20 protein-coding genes are annotated in these 23,304 nt (G+C 67.0%); 5 read left to right on the top strand and 15 right to left on the bottom strand.

The genetic code is table 11. From position 1 onward, the window contains the following. Positions 1-184: 184 nt before the first annotated feature. The 13 genes from HMPREF3114_RS04595 to HMPREF3114_RS04535 all read right to left on the bottom strand — a co-directional run bounded on the left by HMPREF3114_RS04595 (position 185) and on the right by HMPREF3114_RS04535 (position 13,486). The gene (locus HMPREF3114_RS04595; protein WP_005416451.1) at positions 185-1,402 is read right to left on the bottom strand and encodes a flagellin; all 1,218 of its coding nucleotides are present in this window, start codon (positions 1,400-1,402) and stop codon (positions 185-187) included. A 399-nt stretch (positions 1,403-1,801) separates the two neighbouring features. After that, positions 1,802-3,004 (bottom strand): flagellar hook-associated protein FlgL, encoded by a 1,203-nt coding sequence (flgL, locus tag HMPREF3114_RS04590; RefSeq protein ID WP_053496687.1) that lies wholly within the window; start codon positions 3,002-3,004, stop codon positions 1,802-1,804. After that, complete coding sequence (flgK, locus tag HMPREF3114_RS04585; RefSeq protein ID WP_053496686.1) at positions 3,001-4,881, bottom strand: flagellar hook-associated protein FlgK; 1,881 nt, start codon at positions 4,879-4,881, stop codon at positions 3,001-3,003. The genes flgL and flgK overlap by 4 nt, the downstream gene beginning before the upstream one ends. An 8-nt stretch (positions 4,882-4,889) precedes the next feature. Next, positions 4,890-6,089 (bottom strand): flagellar assembly peptidoglycan hydrolase FlgJ, encoded by a 1,200-nt coding sequence (gene flgJ / locus HMPREF3114_RS04580; RefSeq protein WP_070489216.1) that lies wholly within the window; start codon positions 6,087-6,089, stop codon positions 4,890-4,892. A 1-nt stretch (position 6,090) separates the two neighbouring features. After that, positions 6,091-7,221 carry a flagellar basal body P-ring protein FlgI gene (locus tag HMPREF3114_RS04575; RefSeq protein ID WP_053496702.1) on the bottom strand — a complete coding sequence of 377 codons (1,131 nt, stop codon included), beginning with the start codon at positions 7,219-7,221 and terminating at the stop codon, positions 6,091-6,093. An 8-nt stretch (positions 7,222-7,229) separates the two neighbouring features. After that, a complete protein-coding gene (gene flgH / locus HMPREF3114_RS04570; protein WP_005416456.1) occupies positions 7,230-7,922 on the bottom strand; it encodes a flagellar basal body L-ring protein FlgH in 693 nt (230 codons plus the stop codon). Between the two features lie 22 nt (positions 7,923-7,944). Further along, positions 7,945-8,730, bottom strand: coding sequence for a flagellar basal-body rod protein FlgG (flgG, locus tag HMPREF3114_RS04565; RefSeq protein WP_005416457.1), 786 nt, complete (start codon positions 8,728-8,730; stop codon positions 7,945-7,947). Positions 8,731-8,833: 103 nt separating this feature from the next. Next, complete coding sequence (locus HMPREF3114_RS04560; RefSeq protein WP_053496684.1) at positions 8,834-9,583, bottom strand: flagellar basal body rod protein FlgF; 750 nt, start codon at positions 9,581-9,583, stop codon at positions 8,834-8,836. Positions 9,584-9,615: 32 nt separating this feature from the next. After that, positions 9,616-10,839 carry a flagellar hook protein FlgE gene (gene flgE / locus HMPREF3114_RS04555; RefSeq protein WP_053496683.1) on the bottom strand — a complete coding sequence of 408 codons (1,224 nt, stop codon included), beginning with the start codon at positions 10,837-10,839 and terminating at the stop codon, positions 9,616-9,618. A 32-nt stretch (positions 10,840-10,871) separates the two neighbouring features. Further along, positions 10,872-11,555: a flagellar hook assembly protein FlgD gene (locus HMPREF3114_RS04550; protein ID WP_053496682.1), complete on the bottom strand. Its 684-nt coding sequence runs from the start codon at positions 11,553-11,555 to the stop codon at positions 10,872-10,874. A 23-nt stretch (positions 11,556-11,578) separates the two neighbouring features. Beyond that, the gene (gene flgC, locus HMPREF3114_RS04545; protein ID WP_005416461.1) at positions 11,579-11,986 is read right to left on the bottom strand and encodes a flagellar basal body rod protein FlgC; all 408 of its coding nucleotides are present in this window, start codon (positions 11,984-11,986) and stop codon (positions 11,579-11,581) included. Positions 11,987-11,989: 3 nt separating this feature from the next. Continuing rightward, on the bottom strand, positions 11,990-12,385 hold the full coding sequence (gene flgB, locus HMPREF3114_RS04540) for a flagellar basal body rod protein FlgB (RefSeq protein WP_005409576.1): 396 nt from the start codon (positions 12,383-12,385) through the stop codon (positions 11,990-11,992). 156 nt (positions 12,386-12,541) lie between these two features. After that, positions 12,542-13,486, bottom strand: a complete 945-nt coding sequence (locus HMPREF3114_RS04535) for a chemotaxis protein (protein WP_005416462.1) — start codon at positions 13,484-13,486, stop codon at positions 12,542-12,544. 165 nt (positions 13,487-13,651) lie between these two features. Here HMPREF3114_RS04535 and flgA point away from each other — a divergent pair, with 165 nt between their 5' ends. The 4 genes from flgA (at position 13,652) to HMPREF3114_RS04515 (ending at position 16,336) form a co-directional block, all read left to right on the top strand. Beyond that, on the top strand, positions 13,652-14,308 hold the full coding sequence (flgA, locus tag HMPREF3114_RS04530; protein WP_005416463.1) for a flagellar basal body P-ring formation chaperone FlgA: 657 nt from the start codon (positions 13,652-13,654) through the stop codon (positions 14,306-14,308). A gap of 75 nt (positions 14,309-14,383) precedes the next feature. Continuing rightward, entirely contained in the window at positions 14,384-14,689 is a 306-nt protein-coding gene (gene flgM / locus HMPREF3114_RS04525; protein ID WP_053496681.1) for a flagellar biosynthesis anti-sigma factor FlgM, read from the top strand. Then, complete coding sequence (locus HMPREF3114_RS04520; RefSeq protein WP_014037132.1) at positions 14,686-15,024, top strand: FlgN family protein; 339 nt, start codon at positions 14,686-14,688, stop codon at positions 15,022-15,024. The genes flgM and HMPREF3114_RS04520 overlap by 4 nt, the downstream gene beginning before the upstream one ends. A 91-nt stretch (positions 15,025-15,115) precedes the next feature. Next, a complete protein-coding gene (locus HMPREF3114_RS04515; protein WP_053496680.1) occupies positions 15,116-16,336 on the top strand; it encodes an ATP-binding protein in 1,221 nt (406 codons plus the stop codon). Between the two features lie 93 nt (positions 16,337-16,429). On the opposite strand, the gene HMPREF3114_RS04510 is transcribed toward HMPREF3114_RS04515, so the two are convergent. Next, positions 16,430-18,202: an EAL domain-containing protein gene (locus HMPREF3114_RS04510; RefSeq protein ID WP_005416466.1), complete on the bottom strand. Its 1,773-nt coding sequence runs from the start codon at positions 18,200-18,202 to the stop codon at positions 16,430-16,432. A 3-nt stretch (positions 18,203-18,205) separates the two neighbouring features. Beyond that, complete coding sequence (locus HMPREF3114_RS04505) at positions 18,206-20,308, bottom strand: sensor histidine kinase (protein WP_053496679.1); 2,103 nt, start codon at positions 20,306-20,308, stop codon at positions 18,206-18,208. A gap of 130 nt (positions 20,309-20,438) precedes the next feature. Between HMPREF3114_RS04505 and HMPREF3114_RS04500 the strand changes: the two genes are divergently transcribed. Next, a complete protein-coding gene (locus HMPREF3114_RS04500; RefSeq protein WP_049461077.1) occupies positions 20,439-23,198 on the top strand; it encodes a bifunctional diguanylate cyclase/phosphodiesterase in 2,760 nt (919 codons plus the stop codon). The last annotated feature ends 106 nt before the right edge of the window (positions 23,199-23,304 follow it).

Raw genomic sequence — 23,304 nt, 5'->3', positions numbered from 1 at the left:
TGCGCGAACCGGAGGACAGGCGCTGGATGGTGGTAGCCAGCGAGCTGCCGCTGGTGCTCAGGTTACGCTGAGCATTCAACGACATCGTATTGGTGTTGATGACTTGTGCCATGAGGAGAGGTCCTTGAGCGGTTGCACGTGAGTTGGGTCAGACGCCCCCGACGTGCCCCGGGGGCGGCTCATGTCAGCGCTGCAACAGGCTGAGCACGTTCTGCGGCACCTGGTTGGCCTGGGCCAGCATGGCCGTACCGGCCTGCTGCAGGATCTGGGTGCGGGTCAGTTCGGCGGTTTCCTTGGCGAAGTCGGTATCGCGGATGCGGCTGCGCGATGCGGACAGGTTCTCCGAGGAGGTCTGCAGGTTGGCGACCACCGAGGTGAAGCGGTTCTGGATCGCGCCGAGGTCGGCGCGGACGCTGTTGACCGATTCCAGGGCCTTGTCGACGATCGACATCGCCTTCTGTGCGCCTTCGGCGGTGGTGACGTTCAGGTCCTTGACGAAGCTGGCCGCTGCACCGGTCAGGGTGCCGCCGTTGGTGCTGGTCTCGGTCAGGCCCAGGCCGGCGATGGTCGCGGCGGTGACGCCGGCCGGCGGGGTTGCCGCGCTGACGCCCAGGGCGAAGGTCTGGCCATCCTTGACCGAAGCCAGGCTGATGACGCCGGCATTGACCGAGGCCACCACGCCGGTTTCACCCAGCTTGTTGTTGATCGCCGCAGCGGTGGCCGAGGTGATCGACTCGCCAGCCTTCACGGTGAAGTCGCTGATGGTGACCGTGGTGGCGGTGCCGCCCGGCGGGGTGACCGAGACCTGCAGGCCGGAGTAGGTGGTGTCGGCCGTGGCCTTGTCCACCGCCAGCGCGGTGCCGGTGTAGCCGTTGGCGAAGGTGGCAGCCCCCAGCGAATCGGCCTTGGCGTTGACCACGCTGTTGATGGCAATGGCCTGGCCGGCGTTGGCGCCCACCTGGAACAGCTGGCTGGTGAAGCTGCCGTCCAGCAGCTTGGTACCGTTGAAGTCGGCCTGCTTGGCCACACGATCGATTTCCGAGACCAGCTGGGTCACTTCGGCCTGCAGGGCCTTGCGGTCGCTGGCCGAGTTGGTGGCGTTGGAGGCCTGCACACCCAGTTCGCGGATGCGCTGCAGGTTGTTGCCGACTTCGTTCAGCGAACCCTCGGCGACCTGGGCCAGCGAGATGCCGTCGTTGGCGTTGCGGATGGCCACGTCCAGACCGCGGATCTGGGTGGTGAAGCGCTCGCTGATGGCCAGGCCGGCCGCGTCGTCCTTCGCGCTGTTGATGCGCAGGCCGGACGAGAGGCGCTGGATGGTGGTGGCGAGCGAGCTGCCGCTGGTGCTCAGGTTGCGCTGAGCGTTGAGCGACATCGTATTGGTGTTGATTACCTGTGCCATGGGGTCGTCTCCTCTTATATGGAACCCGTTGGTGAATGAAACGAAGCGCCGCCTGTTTTTTTGTGTGGCTGTGTGCTTCGCCGTTGCCAAATGAATAACGGCGCTTTGTCAACAACCTTTAGCCGTGAATTCCGCTGAAGCCAGAATTCGTTGCCTGAAGCTGTTTTCCCGGGGTTTTCAGCCCTGTTGCCAGGATGGAAGCGAGCCCGGGAGGGGCGGTCGGGCAGGGCCTGACCAGCGCTGATGAAGGTATCGGCGGGGTGCGACCCGGCTTGATGGGCAATCACGGAGAATCGGCCGGAGATGGCCAGAGGGCCGCGTGGTGGCGGGCAGGCGCGCAAACGAAAAAGGCCGCGATGCAGGGCATCGCGGCCTTTCAGGGGTGACGCAGGAGAGGCGTCAGCGCAGCTTGTTGAACAGCGACATCGACTGCATCTGCGAGAAGATCGTCTGCGCCGCCTGCAGTGCGGTGCTCTGCAGCTGGTACTGGCTCAGTGCATCGGCGTAATCCAGGTCGCGCATCTGCGACAGCGTGGTCTTCAGGGTCACGCCATTGGCCTCGCGCATCTCCGCCGCGTTGTCCAGCGCCTTCAACTGCGCACCACCGGCAGCGCGCGAATCGATCATCCGCTCCGAGGCGCGCGCGACGTCGCGCAGTGCGCTCTGCAGCTGATTCTGCTGCGCAGTCATCTGCGCGGTGGTACCGGTGTCGGCACCCAGCGCGGCGACCAGGTTGTCCATGGTGGCGAAGATGTCGCGGCTGCTGGCGGCCTGTACGCTGAAGCTGTCGCCCGCTGCAGGTGCGCCGGTGATGCGCAGGCGCACACCGTTCACTTCCAGGTCGTCGCCAGCCTTGTAGGTGCCGGTGCCGGTCACGTTGCCCGCACCATCCACCACCTCGTACTGGGTGCCGGTGGTGAAGCGCACGCTGAAGCCCTGGCCGTTCCAGCTGTCGCTGCCGTCGCGGGTGATGTTGGTCAGCACGCCGTTGCCGGTGTTGCCGGCCGCGGCGCTGCCGTCAACGAAGCCGTCGCCGGTGGGGATGCGCATGAAGATCTCGCTGCCGGGCAGGGCGTCGCGCACATAGGTATCGGGGCCGACTTCAACCTGGCGCTGGGTCTGGTCGCCGCGATAGACGACCTTGCCGTTGATCTTGGCAAACGGCGGGTCACCGTCGTTGGTGCCACCGAACACGTAGCGGCCGGTACCATCGTCGGCGTTGGCCAGCGACAGCAGGCCATCGCGGATCTGGTTGACCTCGGTGATCAGCGTCTTCTTGTCGGCCGCGCTCAGTGCCGGATTGCTGGCCTGGATGGTCAGATCGTTGACGCGCGCCATCAGGTCGTTGACCTGCGCCAGGGTGTTTTCCTGCACGCCCAGGCGGTTCTGCACATTGCCGGCGTTGAGCTTCATGCGGTCCAGTGCGGCCAGGCTGCGGTCAAGCCCGACTGCAGTGCCGGCGGCAACCGGATCGTCCTTGGCGCTGACGATCTTGCTGCCAGTAGCAATCTGCTGCTCCAGGTGGCTGAGCTTGGCCTGCTTGGCCATCATCAGCGACACCGACTGGTTGAACATCATGCTGGTGGAGATGCGGCTGCTCATCGGCGGACGGCCCCCAGGATGGTCTGGAACATGCTGTCGGCGGTGGAAATCAGCTGTGAGGCAGCCTGGTAGGCCTGCTGCAGGCGCAGCATGTCGGCGGCCTCTTCGTCCAGATTCACGCCGGAGACCTCGTCGCGGGCTTCCTGTGCCTTGTCATTGATCACCAGCTGCGCATCGAGCGAGTACTCGGCCGAGCGGGCGGCGGCGCCGACCTGGGTGGTCAGGCCACCCAGTGCACCGTTCAGTGTCACCGTTCCGGCGTTGAAGGCCTTCGTGCTTTCCACCTTGGCCAGCCTGGAGGCATTGCTGTTGTCCGACGAACCGGCCGGGGTCGGGGTGATGTTGAAGGTATCGCCCACCTTCGGCGCACCGTCCAGTACGAAGCTCCAGCCGTTGGCACTGATGGTCTGGCCAGGCGTATAGGTCTGAGGCGGGCCACCGTCGATGGTGTAGGTGGTCGCCGAGGTGAACACGATCGCCGACGGATTGCGCAGGTTCGCGTTGGCCGAATCGGTGACGGTGACGCCGCTCAGCTTGCCGGTACCGGTGTTGGCGGTGGCGGCTGCGCCCTTGACTGCGGCGGCCGCGGCAATGCGCGACGGATCGGTGATGGCCATCTCCAGGCTGCCGGCCACGCCGGCGGTGGGCTGCAGCAGGAAGCGGTCATTGGCCGCGGGGGTGCCGCCGACGACCAGGTTCACGCCGTTGATCACCAGCGGATCGGCGGCGGTGCCGGTACCGGTCAGGGGAATGCTGGCGCCGGTGTCGGCGCGGCTGGCCTTCCAGGTGGTGCCATCGAACTGCAGCACCACGTTCTGCGCGTCCAGTTTGCCCAGGTCGCCATAGGTGGCGCTGAGGCTGGCGGTTCCGGTATTGCTGTTGTTGCCGGTCACGCGCGGGCTGCCGATGTTGAAGAAGTCCCCGCCCATCTGGCCATACAGATCCACACCCTGGTGGTGGACCTGGTTGAAGCTCTCGGCCAGGCCCACCGCCAGCTTGCCCAGTTCGGCCTGCGCAGGCGTCAGCACGGTGTCGCGGAATTCCAGCAGGCCACCGATCTGGCCACCGACCGCCTTCGGGTCGAGACGGATGGTGTTGCCCTGGGTCTCCAGTGCCAGCTGCAGGCGCTCGGGCTGGTAAGGATCGGCCACGGTGGTGACCTTGGTCGCCGTGGTACCCACCACCAGCGCGTTGCCGCCGGCAGTGTAGACATTCATGATGCCGCCGTCCTGGATCACCGCGGTGCCACCGGTGTAGCCGATCAGCTGGGTGATCAGCTGATCGCGGCGGTCGAGCAGGTCCGGTGCAGCCGAGGCAATGTTGGTGCCGATGGCACCGTTGATCTGCGCGATCTCCTGCGCAAGGCGGTTGACCTCGGTCGCACCGGCCAGCAGGCCGTTGTTGACCTCGCTGTTGAGATTGTTCAGGTGCGTGTTGAGCTGCACGAAGCGGTTGGCCAGCGCCTTGCCACCGTCGAGCATGTTCTGGCGGTCGGCGGTGCCGGCCGCGTTGGACGACAGGCCACTGACCGAGTCGAAGAAGTTCGACCAGACGCCGGCCACGTTGGTGGCGGCATCGGAGAACAGGGCGTTGACCCGGTCGGCCATGCCCGAAAGCTGCTTCAGGCGCGCCAGCTCACCGCTGCTGTCGAGCAGGCGCGAGATCGCCAGCTGGTCGGCCGTGCGACGGATGTCGGTGATGCGGGTGCCGTTGCCGACCGTGCCGTAGCCATAGTTCTGTGGATCGGCGGTGGCGAAGTTGACCTTCTGCCGGCTGTAGCCGGGTGTATTGAGGTTGGCCACGTTGTGGCTGGTGGTCGCCAACGCTCGCTGGAAGGCGAGCAGGGCACCGGTACCGGTGGAAAGTACGCTGGACATGGTGTTCCTCAACGACGGGTGATACCCAGCGCCGCGGTCGCGGTGCTGGCGAAGGTCTGGCCAAGGCGCGAGCCGGCGTCGGCCACGGCGGCTACGGCGCGCTCGATGGTCGGGCCGCCGGCGATCGCAGCGATCTTGGCGGCGTAGCGCGGATCGGTGGCGTAACCGGCGCGCTGGAGGCCACGGGCGAAGCCCTGCACGTCGGTGCCGGCCTGCAGGGCCTGCTGGTAGCGCGGGCTGGTCTTCAGCAGGCGCACGTAGTCGGCAAAGCTCTCGGCCGCTGAACCGTAGGCGCGGAAGCTGGCGGTTTCGTTGCGGCGCACGCCATCGACATATTCATGGGTGCCGGCCGTGGCGCGCTGGCCGTTCCAGCCAGTGGCCTTGATGCCGAACAGGTTGTGCGAGGTGCTGCCATCGGCACGCTTGATGTGGCGCTTGCCCCAGCCAGTCTCCAGCGCGGCCTGGGCGACCAGGGCGCGGGCATCCACGCCCAGTTCCCTGGCCGCGCTCTGTGCGTGCTGCCAGATACTGGCGACGAAGCCCTCCGGGGTATGCTCGCCGAGCTGGGCGACCGCGGTGCGCGTGGCCAGGGCATCGGCCGGGCTCACGGCCGTGCCGCGATTGCTGGCCGTCGCCGTCCACTGGTCGCTGTTGGCGGCCCAGTCCTCGCCCTGCAGGCTGCCGATGTACGGATCCTCGGTGCCCAGCGAGCGGTGCAGGCCGCTGCTCTCACGGCCGGCGATCAGGTCCAGTGCCTGCTCCATCGGTGCCAGCGCGGCCTGCGCACCGTGCTGCGCGCCTGCGGCCATCTGCTGCAGCATGCGCACGGCCTGGCTGCCATCTTCCAGGGGCAGCGACGGTGCCGGCCTGGCCGGCGCGTTGAGCTGGTACGCGCGGCTGGCCTTGGCCGGATCCACGCGGGTATCCAGTGCCGGACCTTCGGCGGCCTGGCCGGACAGCTGGCGGGTGATCATGCCGGACAGGCCCAGGCCCTTGCCGCGGGTCATCGCCTCGGCAATCTTCTGGTCGTACATGTCGCGGAACATCTTGTTCTCGCCGGGAAACAGCGAGTCGCCGAAGCTGGCATCGCGCATGCTCTTGACCAGCATCTGTGCGAACTGGCCTTCCAGCTGGCGAGCGACCTTGTCGATCTTCGCCGGATCGTTCTGCTGCGCCGGGTGCAGGTCGAATGCGGGATTGATGCGCATGTCAGATCACCTCAAGCTCGGCACTCAGTGCGCCGGCCTGCTTCAGGGCTTCCAGGATCGCGATCAGGTCGCCCGGTGCCGCGCCCACGGCGTTCACCGCATGCACGATTTCGTCCAGGGTGGTGCCGCCGCTGAACTTGAACATGCGGCTGCCGTCGTTGGTGGCGGTGATGGTGGACTGCGGGCTGGCAACGGTACGGCCGCCCGACAGCGCATTGGGCTGGCTGACGTTGGTGTTTTCCTGGATGGTCACGGTCAGCGAACCATGCGATATCGCGGCCGGCCCCACGCGCACCTGCTGGCCGATGACCACGGTGCCGGTGCGTGAATTGACCACCACCTTGGCCGGGGCGCTGCCCGGGGTCAGTTCCAGGTTCTCGATGCGCGCCAGCAGGCCGATGCGTGCGCCCGGATCGGTCGGTGCGGTGACGGCGACGGTCACGCCATCGATCGCGCGTGCCGCGCCTTCGCCGAATGCGTTGTTGAGCGCGGCGACCATGCGCGAGACCGTGGTGAAATCGTTGTTGTGCAGGTTCAGGGTGATGTCGCCGCCGTTGGCCAGCGGATCGGGCAGGGCACGCTCCACGGTGGCGCCGTTGGGAATACGGCCGACGCTGGGCACGTTCACCGAGACACGGGAGCCGTCCTTGCCCTGCGCGCCAAAGCCACCCACGATCAGATTGCCCTGGGCGATGGCATAGATCTGGCCATCGGCGCCGCGCAACGGGGCCATCAGCAGCGAGCCGCCGCGCAGCGACACCGCGTTGCCGATCGAAGACACCGTGATGTCGATCGGCTGGCCCGGCTTGGCGAACGGCGGCAGTTCGGCGTGGATCGCCACGGCGGCCACGTTCTTCAGCTGCGGATTGACGTTCGGCGGCACGTTCACGCCCAGCTCGCCAAGCAGGTTTTTCAGGCTCTGCACGGTAAAGGGCGCCTGGCTGGTACGGTCGCCGCTGCCATCCAGGCCGACCACCAGGCCATAGCCCACCAGCGCATTGCCGCGCACGCCGCCGACCTGGGCGAGGTCCTTGATGCGCTCAGCGCTGGCCGGGGCGGCCACGATCAGCAGCATCAGCGACGCGATCAACGCCACGCGTCGCTGCCAGGAAGGAGAGAAGGAGAAGTTCATGGCCATACTCAGAACGGCGTCAGGCCGGAATTGAAGAAGCGGCTCAGCCAGCCCATCGCGTTGGACTGCGCGACCGGGCCGCGGCCGCCGTAGACGATGCGGGCCTCGGCCACGCGGCTGGAAGGGATGGTGTTGTCCTGGCTGATGTCGCCCGGGCGCACGATGCCCTGCACCTGCACCAGTTCATCGCCCTGGTTCAGCCGCAGGTTCTTCTGCCCCTGCACCACCAGGTTGCCGTTGGGCAGGCGCTGGATCACCGTGACCGTGACGCTGCCCTGCAGGCGGTTGCTCTGCGCGCTGTTGCCCTTGCCGGTGAAGTCACGCGCGCCCTTGGCGGTGGCACTGAGGATGTCCTTGCCGCCCAGGGTGACCGGCGCACCAAGGATGGACGGCGTGCCCAGGCTCAGGTTGGATTCCTTGTTGGTGGCTGTGTTGGCGCTGGTCTGCGCGGTGGTGTTTTCCAGCAGGGTGATCGTCAGCAGGTCGCCGACATCGCGTGCGCGGCGGTCCGAATACAGCTGCAGGGTCGGGCCAGCGGCGTAGATCGCACCGGCGGTGGGCGCGGCCTGCGGCGGCATGATCGGCTGGATCGGTGCCATCGCCGGATAGGGGCGCACGTCGCCCGCGATCACGCAGCCACCGAGCAGGGCGACCACGGTGCAGGCGAGGGCAGTACGGGCGAGGTTGGAAATGGGCGACATGGCGGTTTCCCGGTTGGGCCGGTCAGATCTTGTTGTTGAGATAGCCGAGCATCGAGTCGGTGGTGGAGATCGCCTTGGCATTCATTTCGTAGGCGCGCTGGGTTTCGATCATTGACACCAGCTCTTCCACGACATTGACGTTGCTGCCTTCCAGCGCACCCTGCACCACGGTGCCGAGACCGTTCAGGCCGGGATTGCCGTTCTGTGCCGGGCCCGAGGCCGTGGTTTCCAGGAACAGGTTCTCGCCGCGCGCCTGCAGGCCGGCCGGATTGACGAAGTCGGTCAGGGTCAGCGCACCGACTTCCACCGACGCGGCGTTGTCGGCCATCTTCACGCTGATGGTGCCGTCGCTGCCGATGGTGACCGACTGCGCGCCCTCGGGAATCTGGATGCCCGGCTGCACCGGGTAGCCGCTGTTGGTGACCAGCTCGCTGTCCTGGTTGATCTTGAACGAGCCATCACGGGTGTAGGCCGAGCTGCCGTCGGGCATCTGCACTTCGAAGAAGCCGCGTCCGTTGACCATCACGTCCAGCGCGCGGCCGGTCTGCTGCTGGCCACCCTGCTCGAAGTTCTTGGCGGTGGCGACCACGCGCACGCCGGTACCCAGCTGCAGGCCGGTCGGCAGCTGGGTCTGCGCCGACGAAGAGCCGCCCGGCTGCCGCACCTGCTGGTACAGCAGGTCCTCGAAGCTGGCGCGGTCCTGCTTGAAGCCGGTGGTGTTGGTGTTGGCGAGGTTGTTGGAAACCACCGACATGCGCATCTGCTGCGCATCCAGTCCGGTTTTCGCGATCCACAATGCCTGGTTCATCTTCGGAGTCCTGTCTGGGTGAAGCCGGCCGCGCAATGCGGCCCTTGGTAGCGGGTGTGCAAGCGGTGTGCCAGCGCCGCGCCCGGGCAGCGCCGGAAATCCGTCAGCTGCCCAGGCGGAGCAGGCTGTTGGCGCTGCGCGCGTTGTCGTCGCCGTGCTTGATCACCTGAACCTGCATTTCGTACTGGCGCTGCAGCTGGATCATCTGCACCAGCGCACCGGCGGCATCGACGTTGCTGCCCTCCAGTTGCCCGCTGTGCACGGCGGTGCCCTGTGCCGGTGCGAACGGCTGGCGCGGGTCGGTGTTGCGGAACAGGCCATCCAGGCCGCGCTCGAGGCGCTCGTCCGGCGCCTGCACCACCTTGATCCGGCCGATCTGCGCCATCGTCTGCGGGCCTTCGCCCTGCGGGATGATCGAGATCGTGCCGTCGGCGCCGATCTCCATCGCCTGGTAGGGCGGAATGGCGATCGGGTTGTTGTTGTCATCCAGTACCGGACGGCCGCTGGAGGTCACCAGCTGGCCGTTCGGCGTCACCGACAGGGCTGCGCCACGCGTATACGCTTCGCTGCCATCGCTCGCCTGCACCGCCAGCCAGGTGCCGCTCTGCAGTGCAAGGTCCAGCGGTTTGCCGGTGATGTGCTGCGCGCCGGGCCGGCGGTTGAAGCCGGCGTCGACGTGCAGCGCATCCACCCGCGAGGCAAAGCCCGGACCCTTGATCGGGAAGGCTTCGGTGTTGGCCAGCGCTTCCTTGAAGCCAGGAGTGTCCGAGTTGGCGAGGTTGTGGCTGAGCGTTCCCTGCGCCTGCAGGGAGGCGCGGGCACCGGTCATCGCCACGTAAAGGGCTTTATCCATGCGGGGAGTTCCGTGACAGGGTCAGCAGCTCATCAACGGATGTTGATGACGGTCTGGGTGATCTGGTCCTGCGTGGTGATCATCTGCGCGTTGGCCTGGAAGTTGCGCTGCGCGGTGATCATGTTGACCAGCTGCTCGGTGAGATCGACGGTGGACGCTTCCAGCGAGCCGGCCTGGATCTTGCCGAGGTTGGAGGTGTCCGGCATGCCGGTGCGCGGCGTGCCTGATTCGAAGGTCTCCACCCACAGGTTGTTGCCCTTCGATTCCAGGCCCTGCGTGTTGTTGAAGGTGGTCAGTGCGACCTGGCCCAGCGGCTTGTCGTCGCCGTTGGAATAGCGGGCGTAGACCACGCCGGATTCGGACACGGTCACTTCGTTGAGCTTGCCGGCGGCATAGCCGTCCTGCTGGGTGTTGCGCAGCGCGAATTTTTCGCCGTACTGGGTCGAGCCGCTCACATCCAGCGTCATGTTCAGCACGCCGGCACCGGTGGTCGGGGTGAAGGTGCCGAGGCTGACCTTGCCGTTGGCCGGCGCGGTGAGCTTGCCGCTGTTGTCGAAGGTGACCGGGGTCGGCGCGCCGGCCGGCTGGCCATCCACGTAGTTGCGTACGGTCCACTCGTTCGGGTTGGCACCCTTCACGAAATACGACACCTGGATGTGGCTCACGCCCAGCGAGTCGTACACGGTGATGCCGCCGCTGGAGTGGTTGTAGCTGTTCGAATCGGCCGGGTCGAAGGTCGCCACCGTCGGCTGCTTGGCGTTGGCCGGCAGGGTGAAGCCCACCTTCACTTCGCTGGTCTGCTTCGGCGGGCTGTCGGTGGTCAGCAACTGCAGGTCGACCAGGCGGCCGGCATCGAAGTTGGTGCCATCGGCATTCGGCGCGAACACCTGCAGGCGCGCGCCCTGCGGATTGACCACGTAACCGGCCGAATCGGTCTGGAAGTTGCCGGCACGCGAGTACACGCGCGAACCATTCATGTTCATGGTGAAGAAGCCTTCACCGGAAATGGCCATGTCCAGGCTGCGCCCGGTCTGCTCGTTGTGGCCCTGGATGAACTGCTGGGCGACGTTGGAGACGCGCACGCCCGAGCCGGTCTGGTTCTTCGACAGGCCGTAGCTGGTGGAGGCGAACAGATCGGCGAACTCGGCGCGCGACTGCTTGAAGCCGGTGGTGTTGACGTTGGCGACGTTGTTGGCGGTGACGCTCAGGTCGGTGTTGGCGGCATTGATGCCGGACAGCGAGACATTGAAGCCCATGGGATGCTCCTGGTTGATGCGGGATGTGCGGCTCAGCTGACGCGGAGCACGTAGTCGATCGGGGCCGTGCCCAGGCCCTTGAGGTTCAGGTACAGGCCGTCGGATCCGACGGTCACGCTTTCCACCGGCGCCTGCACATAGGTGGACAGCTTGGTGCTCTTGCCGGCGGTATCGACATGGTTGGCAACGATGGAATACTTGCCCGGTTCCATGCGCTTGCCGTTGGCGTCCTTGCCGTCCCACTGGAAGGCGGTTTCGCCTGCTGCCTTGGCTTCCACGCTCAGCGAGGTGACCTTGGCGCCGGTGGCATCGGTGATATCCACGGTGATGATGCCGGCCGACGGCGCGGCCACCGTGCCCTCGACGCTGCCTTCCTTCTCCAGCACCAGCTTTTCCGATGGCACCAGCACCTCGTGGCCGACCAGCGCCGCGCCACGCAGCACCTGGTCGCTGGCCATCGATTCCTGGAAGCCCTTCACCGTCTTGTTCAGATCGGTGATGCCCTGCACGGTGGACATCTGCGCCATCTGCGCGACCATCTGCGTGTTGTCCATCGGCTTCAGCGGATCCTGGTGCTGCAGCTGCTCGGTCATCAGGCGCAGGAAGTCGGCCTGGTCGAGCGTGTTCTTCTTTTTCGTGGCGTTGCTGTTGGGGGCGTTAAGGCCCAGCGCGGAATAGACGTCCTGGCTGGTCTGGTTGTTGACGGCGGTGGTCATGGCGGTATCCGGTGCTGCGGGCCTCAGCGGCCCATGGTCAAGGTGGCCAGGGCCAGTTCCTTGGCGGTGGTCAACATTTCCACGCCGGCCTGGTAATTGCGCGAGGTCGAGATCAGGTTGACCATCTGCGCCACCGGATCGACGTCGGGCTGGTAGATGTAGCCATCGGCGTCTGCCAGTGGGTGGCCCGGCTCGTAGCGCTTGATCGGCGCCGCCTCGCTCTGGGTGATCTCCTTCACCTTCACCGAGGTGATGTTGGGATCGTTCTTGCTGGTGACGGCCTGGAAGATCGGCTCCAGCGGCTTGTACACGGCGTCGGCAGAACCGGCGACGGTGTCGGCATTGGAGAGGTTGGAGGCGATGGTGCTCATGCGCACCGACTGCGCCTGCAGCGCGGAGCCGGCGATATCGAAGATCGGCAGGTTGCTCATGGCTTATTGCCCCGTGATCGCGGTCAGCATGGAACGCACCTTGCTCTCGACGAAGCTGAGCGAGGCGCGGTACTCGAGCGCGGCTCGGCCATAGGCGGCACGCTCGGCATCGGGATCGACGGTGTTGCCGTCCAGGCTGGGCTGCACGCCCTCGCGCGCGATCTGGAACGGGTTCAGGCCACTACTGATTTCGTAGTGCTGCTCATGGGTGGTGGCCATCAGGCCGTTGGCATCCTGCCCCTGGGCATGGCGCAGGGCGGCATCGAAGTCCAGGTCCTGGGCCTTGTAGCCGGGCGTGTCGGCATTGCCGAGGTTGCTGGCGATCAGCTTCATCCGCTGTTCGCGCAACGGCATGGCCTGGGCGTGGACGCCCAGGTAGTCGGTAATCAGGTTGCGCACGGTGCACTCCCACGGGAACGTTGCCCGGGAAGCTGCAAGGGGTGTGCCAAAGCACGCGCGACATCGCGTCCGCCGGGCATGGCCCGGCGCTACCCCAGGGGTCGGGGAGGTTGTGGTAGCGCCGGGCCATGCCCGGCGGAGACCCGTGACGCGGCCTTACGCCGCCATCGCCACCTTGCGCAGGCGGTCCAGCACGAAGTCAGCCAGCTCGTGCGGCGAGTACTTGGCGACGAAGGCGTTGGCGCCGACACGCTCGACCATGGCGTTGTTGAAGACACCCGACAGCGAGGTGTGCAGCAGCACGTAGAGGCCGGCCAGGCCCGGATGGCGCCGGATTTCCGTCGTCAGCGTGTACCCGTCCATGGCCGGCATCTCGATGTCGGAGATGACCATGGCATAGCGTTCGGCGGGGTTTTCGCCCGAGGCTTGGATCTGCAACAGGTGGTCGAGAGCCTGCTTGCCATCGGAAAGCAGGGTGGCACCCACGCCCAGCTGATCCAGCACGCTGCGGATCTGCTGGCGGGCCACGCGCGAGTCGTCCACCACCAGCACCTGCAGCTGGGGGCCATCGGCAGGCATTGCCATCGCCGGATCGAGTACGGCGTCACCGCGGACCTGGGCGATATCGGCCAGCACGCTTTCAACGTCGATCACCTGGATCAGCTCACCCTGGAAGCGGGTTACCGCGGTCAGGTAGCTCGACTCGGCGCCAAGCTCCGGCGGCGGGTGGATGTCTTCCACCGCGATGTTGACGATACGTTCGACGCCGCTGACCAGGAACCCCTGGATCGAGCGGTTGAATTCGGTGACGACCAGGTAACCCGGCGAGGTATCGGCATCGGGCTCACGTTCGGGGTGGCCGATGGCCAGGCCCAGGTCCAGCACCGGCACCGAGCGGCCGCGCACGTCGGCCACGCCGGCGAACTGGCTGGGCAGGCCGGGTACCTGGAACAGCTCCGGGCGCCGCAGGACTTCCTGCACCTTGAAGACATTGACGCCAAAAAGCTGACGTCCGCCGAGACGGAACAGCAGCAGCGCCAGGCGGTTGTGGCCGGCCAGGCGGGTCCGCTGGTCGATCCGGTTGAGCAGGTCATGGGACATGGCTGCTGTATCGGCGCGTTGGGCGCCAAACTTGAGGGCGCTCTGCCACTGCGCGCTCCACACCGCAATTGTGGTGTCGCGCCATGTTCGACCGAGGCAGCTCTGCCCCTCTGGCACACCCCTTGCACGCACCTGGGCCAGCTCTTGCCGATTGAAGGAGGCGCCATGTGCCGGGTCACATCTCTATTCGCCATCGCGCTGGCCGTGGCCTCGCCGTGGGCGGCTGCCGCCGACTGGCAGCCGGTGGCAAGCATCCGCGCGGCGGCCTTGTCGACGCTGCCGGCGGGCAGCGAGGGCGAGGCCCAGGTGGCCGATGCGCTGCGCCTGCCGAAGTGCGGGGGGGCGTTACAGGTGCAGCCCACCGCCAACACCACGGTGGAAGTCAGCTGTCCGGATGCGGGCGGCTGGCGCCTGTTCGTGCCGGTAAAGGTGCGGCGCAACCAGACCGTACTGGTGCTCAACCGCGGAATCGGTACTGGAGAAACCCTCACTGCCGCCGATATCACCACTGCCCAGCGTGACGCTGCCCGGATTGCCGGCGCGGTGCTGTCCGATCCCAATGCAGCGATCGGCCGCGTCGCCCGCCGTCCGTTGCAGGCCGGAGCCCTGCTGTCGAACAACGATCTGGTGGTGCAGCGTCTCATCAAGCGAGGAGACAATGTGGCCCTGGTGTCGCGTCGCGGCTCGGTCGAGGTCCGCATTGCCGGCCGTGCGATGGGTGATGCCGGTGAGAACGAACGGGTCTCGGTCGAGAACCTGTCCTCGCGGCGGATCGTGCAAGGCACGGTCGACGCCGCAGGTGACGTAATCGTGGCGCGTTGAATTACCGCAAAATATCCCTAAAGATCACGGCCCTGCGGCCGTTATCCCTTGTGAACGGCAACTCCAGGACACCCCATGAGCCAGAAAATCGACGGCAACCTGCAGGTCCCCCAGGCACTGCGCAGCGTGACGACCCCGGCCAACAAGCCCGGTGTCAGCACCGATGCGGCGGCGAGCCCGGTCGAGGCGGCCGACAGCCTGCGCCTGACCGGCGAGGCCACCAATCTGCAGGCCATCGAGCGCGAGCTGACCACCGCCCCGGCGATCGACGCCCAGCGCGTGGCCGCCGTGCGCGAGTCGCTGCAGAACGGCACCTACAAGATCAATCCGGACGCGATCGCATCGCGCATGCTCGATCTGGACCAGCAGCTGCACGGATGACTGCGGCGATGAGCGAGCCGCTGCAGCGTCTCGCCCAGGCCCTGGACGTTGAACGCCAGGCCCTGGTCGAGCACGACGTGCACGCCCTGATCCGGGCTACCGGCGCCAAGCTGGAAGCGTTGCGTGCGCTGGAAGGCGCGCCACCGGTGGGCGAGGGCGAACAGCTGCAGGAACTGGCCGAGCGCAACCGGGCCAACGGCGTGCTGCTGTCGCGCCGCCGCCGCGAGGTGAACTGGGCGCTGCGCCAGCTCGGCCGCACCGAAGACGCCTCGGCCTACGATGCCAAGGGCCAGTCGCACACGGTCAGCATCGGCCGGCCCCTCGCCGTCGCCTGAGGCGACGGCGGTCGCATAACCCCTCCCGGCGGGCTGAAGCCCGCTGCATGACCGCGTATATTGGGCGCCTGTTCGAACGTCCCGAGTCGCCGTGTCCGCTGCCAACGCCCTGGTTACCGCCCCCCTTCCGCCGCAGCCGGTGCTGCAGGCCCTGCTTGAGCGCCTGCGCGAAGGCCTGCTGCTGTTCACCGATGACGGGCGGGTGGCCCTGGCCAATCCGGCCGCACAGAACCTGCTGGCCAGTGGCGAGGACGGCGGGTTGCCGCCGCCGCAGCGCCTGCGCGAACTGCTGCCGCCCGATGCGCTGGAACAGGCTCGCCAGCATGGTCACTGGAATGGCAGCCTGCCGCTGGGCGAGGGCGTGGTCATCGCCCATCTGTACCACCATGGTCCGGTCGGCCAGGGGCATTTCCTCGCCCTGTTCCGCCACATCGAAGGGCAGGAAGACTACGAACGCGAGCTGCAGCAGCGCCATGCCGAACTGCGCCAGGCCTACCTGCGCCTCAATGGCACCCAGGAAAAGCTGCTGCAGTCGGAGAAGATGGCGTCGATCGGCCAGCTGGCCGCCGGCGTCGCGCACGAGATCAACAACCCGATCGGTTACGTGCACTCCAACCTGGGCAGCCTGCAGGAATACCTGCGCAGCCTGTTCACCGTGATCGAAGCCTACGAGCGCGCCCTGCGCGCGCCGGACCCGAAAGCGCTGATTCCGGAAATCGATGATATCCGTGACCGTCTGGATATCGATTTCATCAGCCGCGACCTGCCGCAGCTGATGGCGGAATCGCGCGAAGGCATCGAGCGGGTCACCCGCATCGTGCGCGACCTGAAGGATTTCTCGTATTCCGGCCGCGACGAGTCGTGGAAGCTGGTCGACCTGCACGCGGGCCTGGAATCGACCATCAACATCATCTGGAACGAACTCAAGTACAAGGTCACCCTGGTGCGCGAGTTCGGCCAGTTGCCCCTGGTGGAGTGCCTGCCATCGGAGTTGAACCAGGTCTACATGAACCTGTTGCTCAACGCCGGCCATGCCATCGCCGAGCGCGGCACGATCACGGTGCGTACCGGCGTTGATGGCGATCACGTTTGGGTCGAGTTCGAAGATACCGGCGGTGGCATCTCGCCGGAACTGCGCCAGCGCATCTTCGATCCGTTCTTCACCACCAAGCCGGTTGGCAGTGGCACCGGCCTGGGCCTGTCGATCTCCTACAGCATCATCAACAAGCACCACGGCCGCATCGACCTGGACAGCACGCCCGGCGTGGGCTCGCGCTTCCGTGTGGTGCTGCCGGTCAAGCAGCCGCGCTGACCGCTTCTGGCAGTGCCGGCCGCTGGCCGGCAACCTCATTGAACCCGATATCCAGAGCAGCCGGCCAGCGGCCGGCTCTACCAGAGGGGAGGGTTACCGCAATGGGCGATCCTCGCCGCCATCTCCGCTCTCCACCGGCGCCGGGCCGGCATTGCTGCGGCGCTGTTCCTCGTACGTGCGGAACGCCTGGTGGATGTGCTTGCGCAGCTCGTCGTCGTTCCACGGTTTGGTCAGGAAGCGATAGATCGCGCCGCGGTTGATCGCATCGGTCACCGTGTTCAGATCGGTGTAGCCCGACAGCACCAGGCGGATCGTATCCGGGTACAGCATCTTCACCCGGCCCAGGAACTCGGTGCCGCTCATGTCGCTCATTCGCTGGTCGGACAGGATCACCTGCACGTCGTTGATCGCCAGCAGGTCGAACGCATCGCGCACGTTGCCGGCGGCCAGGATGCGGTAGCCGTCGCGGCGGAACAGGCGCACCAGCGAGCGCAGCACGTTCTCCTCGTCATCCAGCAGCAGCAGCGTCCGGTCCGGGCGCGTCTCGGCGAAGGCTTCCGGGCGCAGGTAGCGGCGGCGCAGGGTCATGCCGGCGGCATCGGCCGACATCGGTTCGCCGAACAGGTAGCCCTGGAACACGTCGCAGTCGTTGCGGCGCAGGAAGCCCAGCTGCGCCTGCGATTCCACGCCGTTGGCAATCACGGTCATGCCCAGCTGGTGGCCCATGGCGATGATCGCGCGGGCGATGGCCGCTTCACGATTGCCGGCCGGCGCGCTCTTGATGAAACTGCGGTCGATCTTCAGCTTGTCCACCGGGTAGCGCACCAGCGCGCTGAGGCTGGAGTCGCCGGTACCGAAGTTGTCCAGGCTCAGGCTGATGCCTTCGTTGCGCAGGTTGGCCAGCGTTTCGTGGACGAAATTGACGTTGTTGGTCAGCGCACTCTCGTTGATCTCCAGCGTCAGCATGTGCGCCGGTACGCCCGCCGCCTGCAGCAGTGACATCACTTCGGCGAAGAAATTCGGCCGCAGCAGCTGCAGGGTGGACACGTTCACTGCGATGGTGAAGTCATCGAAGCCCTGGTCGCGCCACAGCCGCGCCTGCTTCAAGGCGCCTTCCAGCACCCAGGTGCCGATCTGCACGATGATCCCCAGGCGTTCGGCGGTGCGCATGAAGCGCTCCGGCACCAGCATGCCCAGGGTCGGCGACTGCCAACGCAGCAGCGCTTCCATGCCCACCACGTGGCCGTCGCGCGCGCTTACCAGTGGCTGGTAGCGCAGCTTCAGCTCGCCATTGGGAATGGCATCGACGATCTGGCGCGCGATGATGCTCTCGCTGTGCGCGCTTGGCGGGGTGTCCACCGCATGGATGCGCACGGCATTGCCGCCTTCGCGGGCGGCCTGGTACAGCGCATCCTCGGCATGGTCGAGCAGGCGCGAGGTGCTGCTGGCATGTTCCGGGCACAGGCTCACGCCCAGCTTGCCGGTCATGAACAACGTGTACGGCAGCACCGACAGTGGCAGCTCCATCTGTTGGCGGATCTCCTCGGCGAAATCCTCCGGCAACGGCAGATCGGCGGTGCGCGGCACCGCGATCAGGAACTCGTCGCTGCCATGTCGCCACAACTTGCCGCGCCCGCGCAGGTAGGACTGCAGGCGCTGTGCCACCAGCACCAGCGCCTGGTCGCCCACTTCGGCACTCATGTTTTCATTGACCGATGCGAAATGGTCGATGTCCACGTGCATCAGCATCAGTGCGATGCCGCCTGAGGCTGCCTCGGCAACCATTGCCTGCAGCTCGGGGTTGCCGGCGCCAAGGCGGTCGGGAGCGTCATCGATGCTGACCGGGGGCAGGTTGGGATTCCACATGGTTCAGTATTCCGGTGAATCGACGGCAGCCCTGCTGGCCGCCTGGTAGGGGAGGTGGACATCGACCAGGGTGCCTTCGCCATGCGCGGATTCAATCCGCACGTGACCACCGACGCTCTGTGCGCGCTCGCGCATCACGATGAGGCCCAGGCCGCGCGGGCCGTCCGGATCGAAGCCTTCGCCGTCATCGCGGATCTGCAGGTGCAGGCCGCGCTGGCCGACATCGCGCAGCTGCAGCAGGACCTGGCTGGCGCGCGCATGGCGCAGCGCATTGGTCAGGCTTTCCTGTGCGATGCGGAAGCAGGCCTGTTCGATGCTGTTGTCGGGGCGATGCGGCAGCGGCTCGATCTCGGCCAGCAGCTCCACCGGCGAGGAGCGGAACAGAACCCGCGCCTGCCAGCTGAGCGCTGCCTCCAGGCCCAGCGCATCCAGCTGCGGGGGGCGCAGCAGGGTGGAGATGTCGCGCAGTTTGGCCACGGTGGTGTCGGCCAGGCTGACGATCTGCGCCAGATCCTGCCCACGCCGCTGCGGATCGTCCTCTTCCAGCGCGGCGTGCGCCGACAGCTTGATCGCGGTGATGGCCTGGCCGATGTCATCGTGCAGGTCGCGCGAAATCGCACGACGTTCGTCCTCCTGCAGCGAGAACAGCCGCCCGGCCATCGCCTGCAGTTCGCGGTTGCTGGTTTCCAGCGCGCTGCGGATGCGCTCGGAATCACTGAGGTCGCGCACGATCAGCAGCTTGCAGTCGCGGCCACCGTAGCGCACGTCGCCCACCGCCAGGCCGGCATGGAAGCTGCGGCCGTCGCCGCGCTGCATGGCCACCACGCTGCTGTGGCCCGGTCCCAGGTGCGGCTGGCCGGCACGCAGCTGGCTGCGCACCCGTGGCAGGTCTGCGGCAGCGACCAGCGCCGACAAGGGCTCGCCCAGCAGGGTATGGCTGCCGTAGCCGAACAGGCCGGCGGCCCAGGCGTTGGCGTACAACACATGCTCGTCGGAGAGGATCACCACGCCGTCGGGCAGTACCCGCACCAGCTCGCGGAACTGCTCCTCGCGCTCGCGCAGCAGTCGCCGCGACTGCTCGCGTTCGGTCACGTCCTGCAGCGTGCCCAGCACGCGGTTGCGGCCAGCCTCATCGAGACCACTGGCGGCGCGCAGGTGCACCATCAGCGCGCGCCCGTCCATCGACAGCAGCGGCAGCAGCACGTCCACCTGTACCGGCTCGCCGGAGCACAGCCCGGCCAGCAGCTGCTCGGTCTGGGTGGCGGTGGCCGGGTCGGCCGGCACCAGCAGTTCGTCGAAGCGGTGCCAGCGGCGGGCTTCGGGCGGGCGGCGGCCGAGCAGGCGATAGACCTGGTTGGAATAGCGGCCCAGCCCGGTGGACGGGTCCAGCTCCCAGGCGCCGATGCGGGCCAGTTCGTGGGCTTCTTCCACCCGTGCCAGCGCCTGGTCGCGACGCAGCTGGGCCAGGTCCTCGGCAGTGCGATCGATGGCGATCAGCAGGCGCGCATTGTGACCGTCGTAACTGATCGCGTTGGAGCGCAGTTCCATCTGCCGCAGCGCGCCATCGCGCAGCTGCAGCTGCGCGCGCAGGATGCACAGCTCGTCGGGCGCCTCGCGGATCGCCTCCAGCTTGGCCTGCAGCGCCTGGCCCTGGCCGGGTGGCCACAAGGCGTCGATGGTCTGTTCCAGCAGCTCATCGCGCTCCCAGCCGAAAGCGGTGCAGGCGGCTGGGTTGGCGTCGAGGATCGCCAATGTATCCAGGTCATAGACGAGGATCGGGCCGGGGTTGCCCTCGAACATCTGCCGCAGGCGCAGCTCCGAGGCCTGCTGGCGGGCGTGGGTATGCAGCACGTGCTCGGCCAGCGGGCGCAGCAGCAGGTACAGCAGGCCCGCGCTGGCCAGGGCGAAGAACGAGCCCTTCAGGCCCTGCCACAGGGCCGCCTGCTGCGGATCGGGCACCAGCGCCTGCACCACGCTGTCGGTGGAGATCATCCAGGCCAGCGCCATCACCAGGTAGCTCAACACCACCCGCCGCCGGTCACGGCTCAGTGCCTGCGCCATCCGCGGGTCGGGAACTGGGGCGTTGCCGGTCGGTTCTGCGGGCATGGACGGGGTGGGTGAAAGGGGCGCCGGTCATCTTACCCCGCAGCGTGCCGTCACCACTCAATTATCCGCCGCAGGCGCCGTTAACCACTGCGTGCCCCGCTGACGGGCGAGTCATCCGGAGCAAGATCGCGTGGACCAAGGGATCATCGCCAGCCTGCTGCAGCACCCGCTTGCGTCGGCGCTGGTCATCGTCGACCGTACCGGGCGCCCGCTGGCGGCCAATCCGGCCGCGCGCGAGCATGGCCTGCCGGCCACCGTGGCTGCCTATGCGCCAATGCTGGAAGATCTACGCCTGATGGCCGCCGATGGCGGCATCGTGCCCTGCACGCTGCCAGGCGGCCCGCGCGGCCACTACGACGGCCACCTGCGCGCCGTGCATGACGGTGCCGGCAACCTGCTGGCGTTCACCCTGAGCATTCCCGAGCCGGTGCCGGTCGATGGGGGTGGGCGCTGGGAACTGGCACTGGACAGCGCCGGCCATAGCCTGTGGGACTGGGACATCCCCAGTGACCGGGTGGCGCGCACGCCGGCGCTGGGCGACGAGACGGCCACCGAACTGCTGTCGCGCGTGCACAGCGAGGACATCGACCAGGTGCGTGCCGCGCTCGACGAGCACCTGCGCGGGCGCAGCGAGCAGTACAGCGCACAGTTCCGCTTCCGCCAGGCCGATGGCCAGTGGCGTTGGGTGCTGGATCGCGGCCGCGTGGTCGCGCGCACCGCCGATGGCCAGCCGCTGCGCATGGTCGGCACGCATACCGATATCGAGCAGCAGAAGCAGCTCGAATCGCTGCTGCAGGAGCAGCAGCTGCACCTGAGCGAGGCCCAGCGCATCGCCAGCATGGGCAGCTGGTCGTTCGACCCCAACAGCGGGCACTTCTGGTGGTCGCCGGAACTGCGCTCGCTGCTGGCGCTGGAGCACGGCGCCGTGCCCGGCCAGCGGCGCTGGCTGAAGCAGCTGCATCCGCGCTCGCGTGGCGCGTTGCGTGCGGCATGGCGGCGGCTGTGGCGCGATGGTCGTGCCGCCAATCTCGAGCTGGAGCTGACCCGTGGCCATGAGCCATCGCAGCACCTGCGGCTGTGGATGCAGCCGCTGCTGGACATGGACGGGCAGCCCAAGCGCCTGCTCGGCCAGGTGCAGAACATCACCGAACAGCACCAGACCGACGCGTTGATTCGCTGGCGCACCGAACTGCTGAACCGGGTTTCCGCGCTGGGCCGCATCGGCGGCTGCGAGATCGAGGTGCAGACCCGGAGCATGCAATGGACCGAGGAATGCTATCGCATCCACGGCCTGCGCAAGGAGCCGATCACCCTCGATCAGGCGATGGCGCTGTATACCGAAGACTCGCGCGATGCGTTCGAGGCGGCACTGGCCCGCATCGCCAACGGCGGCCTGCCCGAGCAGCTGGACCTGTGCTTCTACCGCCAGTCCGGCCTGCGTGTCTGGGTGCAGGTGCTGATCGAGCTGGATCGTCGTGACGGACTGCCGCCGCGCTTCGTGGTGCTTTTCCGTGACATCACCCGCGAGCGCGAGGCCAACGAGCGCATTGAACTGCTGGCCCACTACGACCTGCTGACCGGCCTGCCCAATCGCGTGCTGCTCGGCGAACAGACCGCCGAGGCCATCGAGGAGGCGCGTGATCGCGGCACCTCGTTGGCGATGCTGTTCATCGACCTGGACGGCTTCAAGACCATCAACGACAGCTTCGGCCACGCCACGGGTGATGCGCTGCTGAAGGCTGCCGCCACCCGCCTGCACCAGAACCTGCGCAACAATGATCTGTTTGGCCGTTTCAGCGGCGACGAGTTCATCGTCGTACTGCGCGACCTGGCTGAGCCCGAGGATGCGGGACATGTCGCCCGCAAGCTGATCGCCTCGCTGGCCGAGCCGCTGCGCCGTGGCGAGACCACGCTGAAGGTCGGTGCCAGTGTCGGCATCGCGATGCTGGGCGATGCGCAGACCGATTTCGATTCACTGCTGCGCGCTGCCGACGCTGCGATGTACGCGGCCAAGGAAGCCGGACGCAACACCTACCAGTATTACAGCCAGGACGCACTGGCCCGCATCCAGCGCAGGCTGGAGCTCGAGCACGCGCTGCACGGTGCGATCGAGCGCGAGGAGTTCAGCCTGGCCTATCAGCCGCTGCTGCATGCCCACCAGGGCGAGCCGCCGGCAATCGAAGCACTGCTGCGCTGGCATCGCCCCGGCATCGGCTATTGCAGCCCGGCCGAGTTCATTCCCATCGCCGAGAAATGCGGCGAGATCGTACGCATCGGCGACTGGGTACTGAACGAAGCCTGCCGTCAGGCAACCGCCTGGGACCGGGCTGGACTGCACTTCGACCGCATCGCGGTCAACGTATCGGCGGTGCAGCTGCGCGACCGTGGCTTCGCCGAACGTGTGATCGAGATCTGCCATGCCCACGGCTGGCCGCCGCAGCGGCTGGAGCTGGAGCTGACCGAATCGGCGCTGATCCGTGACACCGACATCCTGCGCCACTGCTTCGACGTGCTCGAACGGCACGGCGTGCCGCTGGCGGTGGACGACTTCGGTACCGGCTTTTCCAACCTCAACTACCTCAACCGCTTCCCGGTGGGACGCCTGAAGATCGACCGCAGTTTCGTGCAGGGCATGCTGCACGACTCCGGCACGGCCGAAGTGACCCAGGCCATCGTGCACCTGGGCCACGCGCTGGGCATGAAGGTGGTGGCCGAGGGCGTGGAGACGCACCAGGAAGAAGACATGCTGCGCCGCCAGGGCTGCGACGAGATCCAGGGCTACCTGTACTCGCGCCCGCTCAGCCCGCGTGACCTGGCGCAATGGCTGCGGCAGCAGCGTCCGCTACCGATGCGCACCGACGCCAGCAGCGAAGCGGTGCTGGTGCGCTGACCACCCGACGCTGGTAGGTGCCGACCGTTGGTCGGCACGGATGCCTGCGCTCGGCGTAACCCCAGCCTGTGGGCGCGGATCTTGGTCGGCACCAATGCCTGCACAT

It is taken from the genome of Stenotrophomonas sp. HMSC10F07 (assembly GCF_001807895.1).
Classification (GTDB): Bacteria; Pseudomonadota; Gammaproteobacteria; order Xanthomonadales; family Xanthomonadaceae; genus Stenotrophomonas; species Stenotrophomonas sepilia.
This window is presented reverse-complemented; position numbering and strand designations above follow the sequence as displayed.

Coding starts and splice junctions, on each gene's coding strand:
- HMPREF3114_RS04595 (WP_005416451.1), bottom strand. CDS start 1,402: ATGGCACAGGTAATCAACACCAATACGATGTCGCTCAACGCTCAGCGC.
- flgE (WP_053496683.1), bottom strand. CDS start 10,839: ATGGGCTTCAATGTCTCGCTGTCCGGCATCAATGCCGCCAACACCGAC.
- flgL (WP_053496687.1), bottom strand. CDS start 3,004: ATGAGCAGCCGCATCTCCACCAGCATGATGTTCAACCAGTCGGTGTCG.
- flgM (WP_053496681.1), top strand. CDS start 14,384: ATGAGCCAGAAAATCGACGGCAACCTGCAGGTCCCCCAGGCACTGCGC.
- HMPREF3114_RS04560 (WP_053496684.1), bottom strand. CDS start 9,583: ATGGATAAAGCCCTTTACGTGGCGATGACCGGTGCCCGCGCCTCCCTG.
- HMPREF3114_RS04505 (WP_053496679.1), bottom strand. CDS start 20,308: ATGCCCGCAGAACCGACCGGCAACGCCCCAGTTCCCGACCCGCGGATG.
- flgG (WP_005416457.1), bottom strand. CDS start 8,730: ATGAACCAGGCATTGTGGATCGCGAAAACCGGACTGGATGCGCAGCAG.
- HMPREF3114_RS04520 (WP_014037132.1), top strand. CDS start 14,686: ATGACTGCGGCGATGAGCGAGCCGCTGCAGCGTCTCGCCCAGGCCCTG.
- HMPREF3114_RS04535 (WP_005416462.1), bottom strand. CDS start 13,486: ATGTCCCATGACCTGCTCAACCGGATCGACCAGCGGACCCGCCTGGCC.
- flgK (WP_053496686.1), bottom strand. CDS start 4,881: ATGTCCAGCGTACTTTCCACCGGTACCGGTGCCCTGCTCGCCTTCCAG.
- flgJ (WP_070489216.1), bottom strand. CDS start 6,089: ATGCGCATCAATCCCGCATTCGACCTGCACCCGGCGCAGCAGAACGAT.
- HMPREF3114_RS04575 (WP_053496702.1), bottom strand. CDS start 7,221: ATGAACTTCTCCTTCTCTCCTTCCTGGCAGCGACGCGTGGCGTTGATC.
- flgA (WP_005416463.1), top strand. CDS start 13,652: ATGTGCCGGGTCACATCTCTATTCGCCATCGCGCTGGCCGTGGCCTCG.
- flgH (WP_005416456.1), bottom strand. CDS start 7,922: ATGTCGCCCATTTCCAACCTCGCCCGTACTGCCCTCGCCTGCACCGTG.
- HMPREF3114_RS04550 (WP_053496682.1), bottom strand. CDS start 11,555: ATGACCACCGCCGTCAACAACCAGACCAGCCAGGACGTCTATTCCGCG.
- flgC (WP_005416461.1), bottom strand. CDS start 11,986: ATGAGCAACCTGCCGATCTTCGATATCGCCGGCTCCGCGCTGCAGGCG.
- HMPREF3114_RS04510 (WP_005416466.1), bottom strand. CDS start 18,202: ATGTGGAATCCCAACCTGCCCCCGGTCAGCATCGATGACGCTCCCGAC.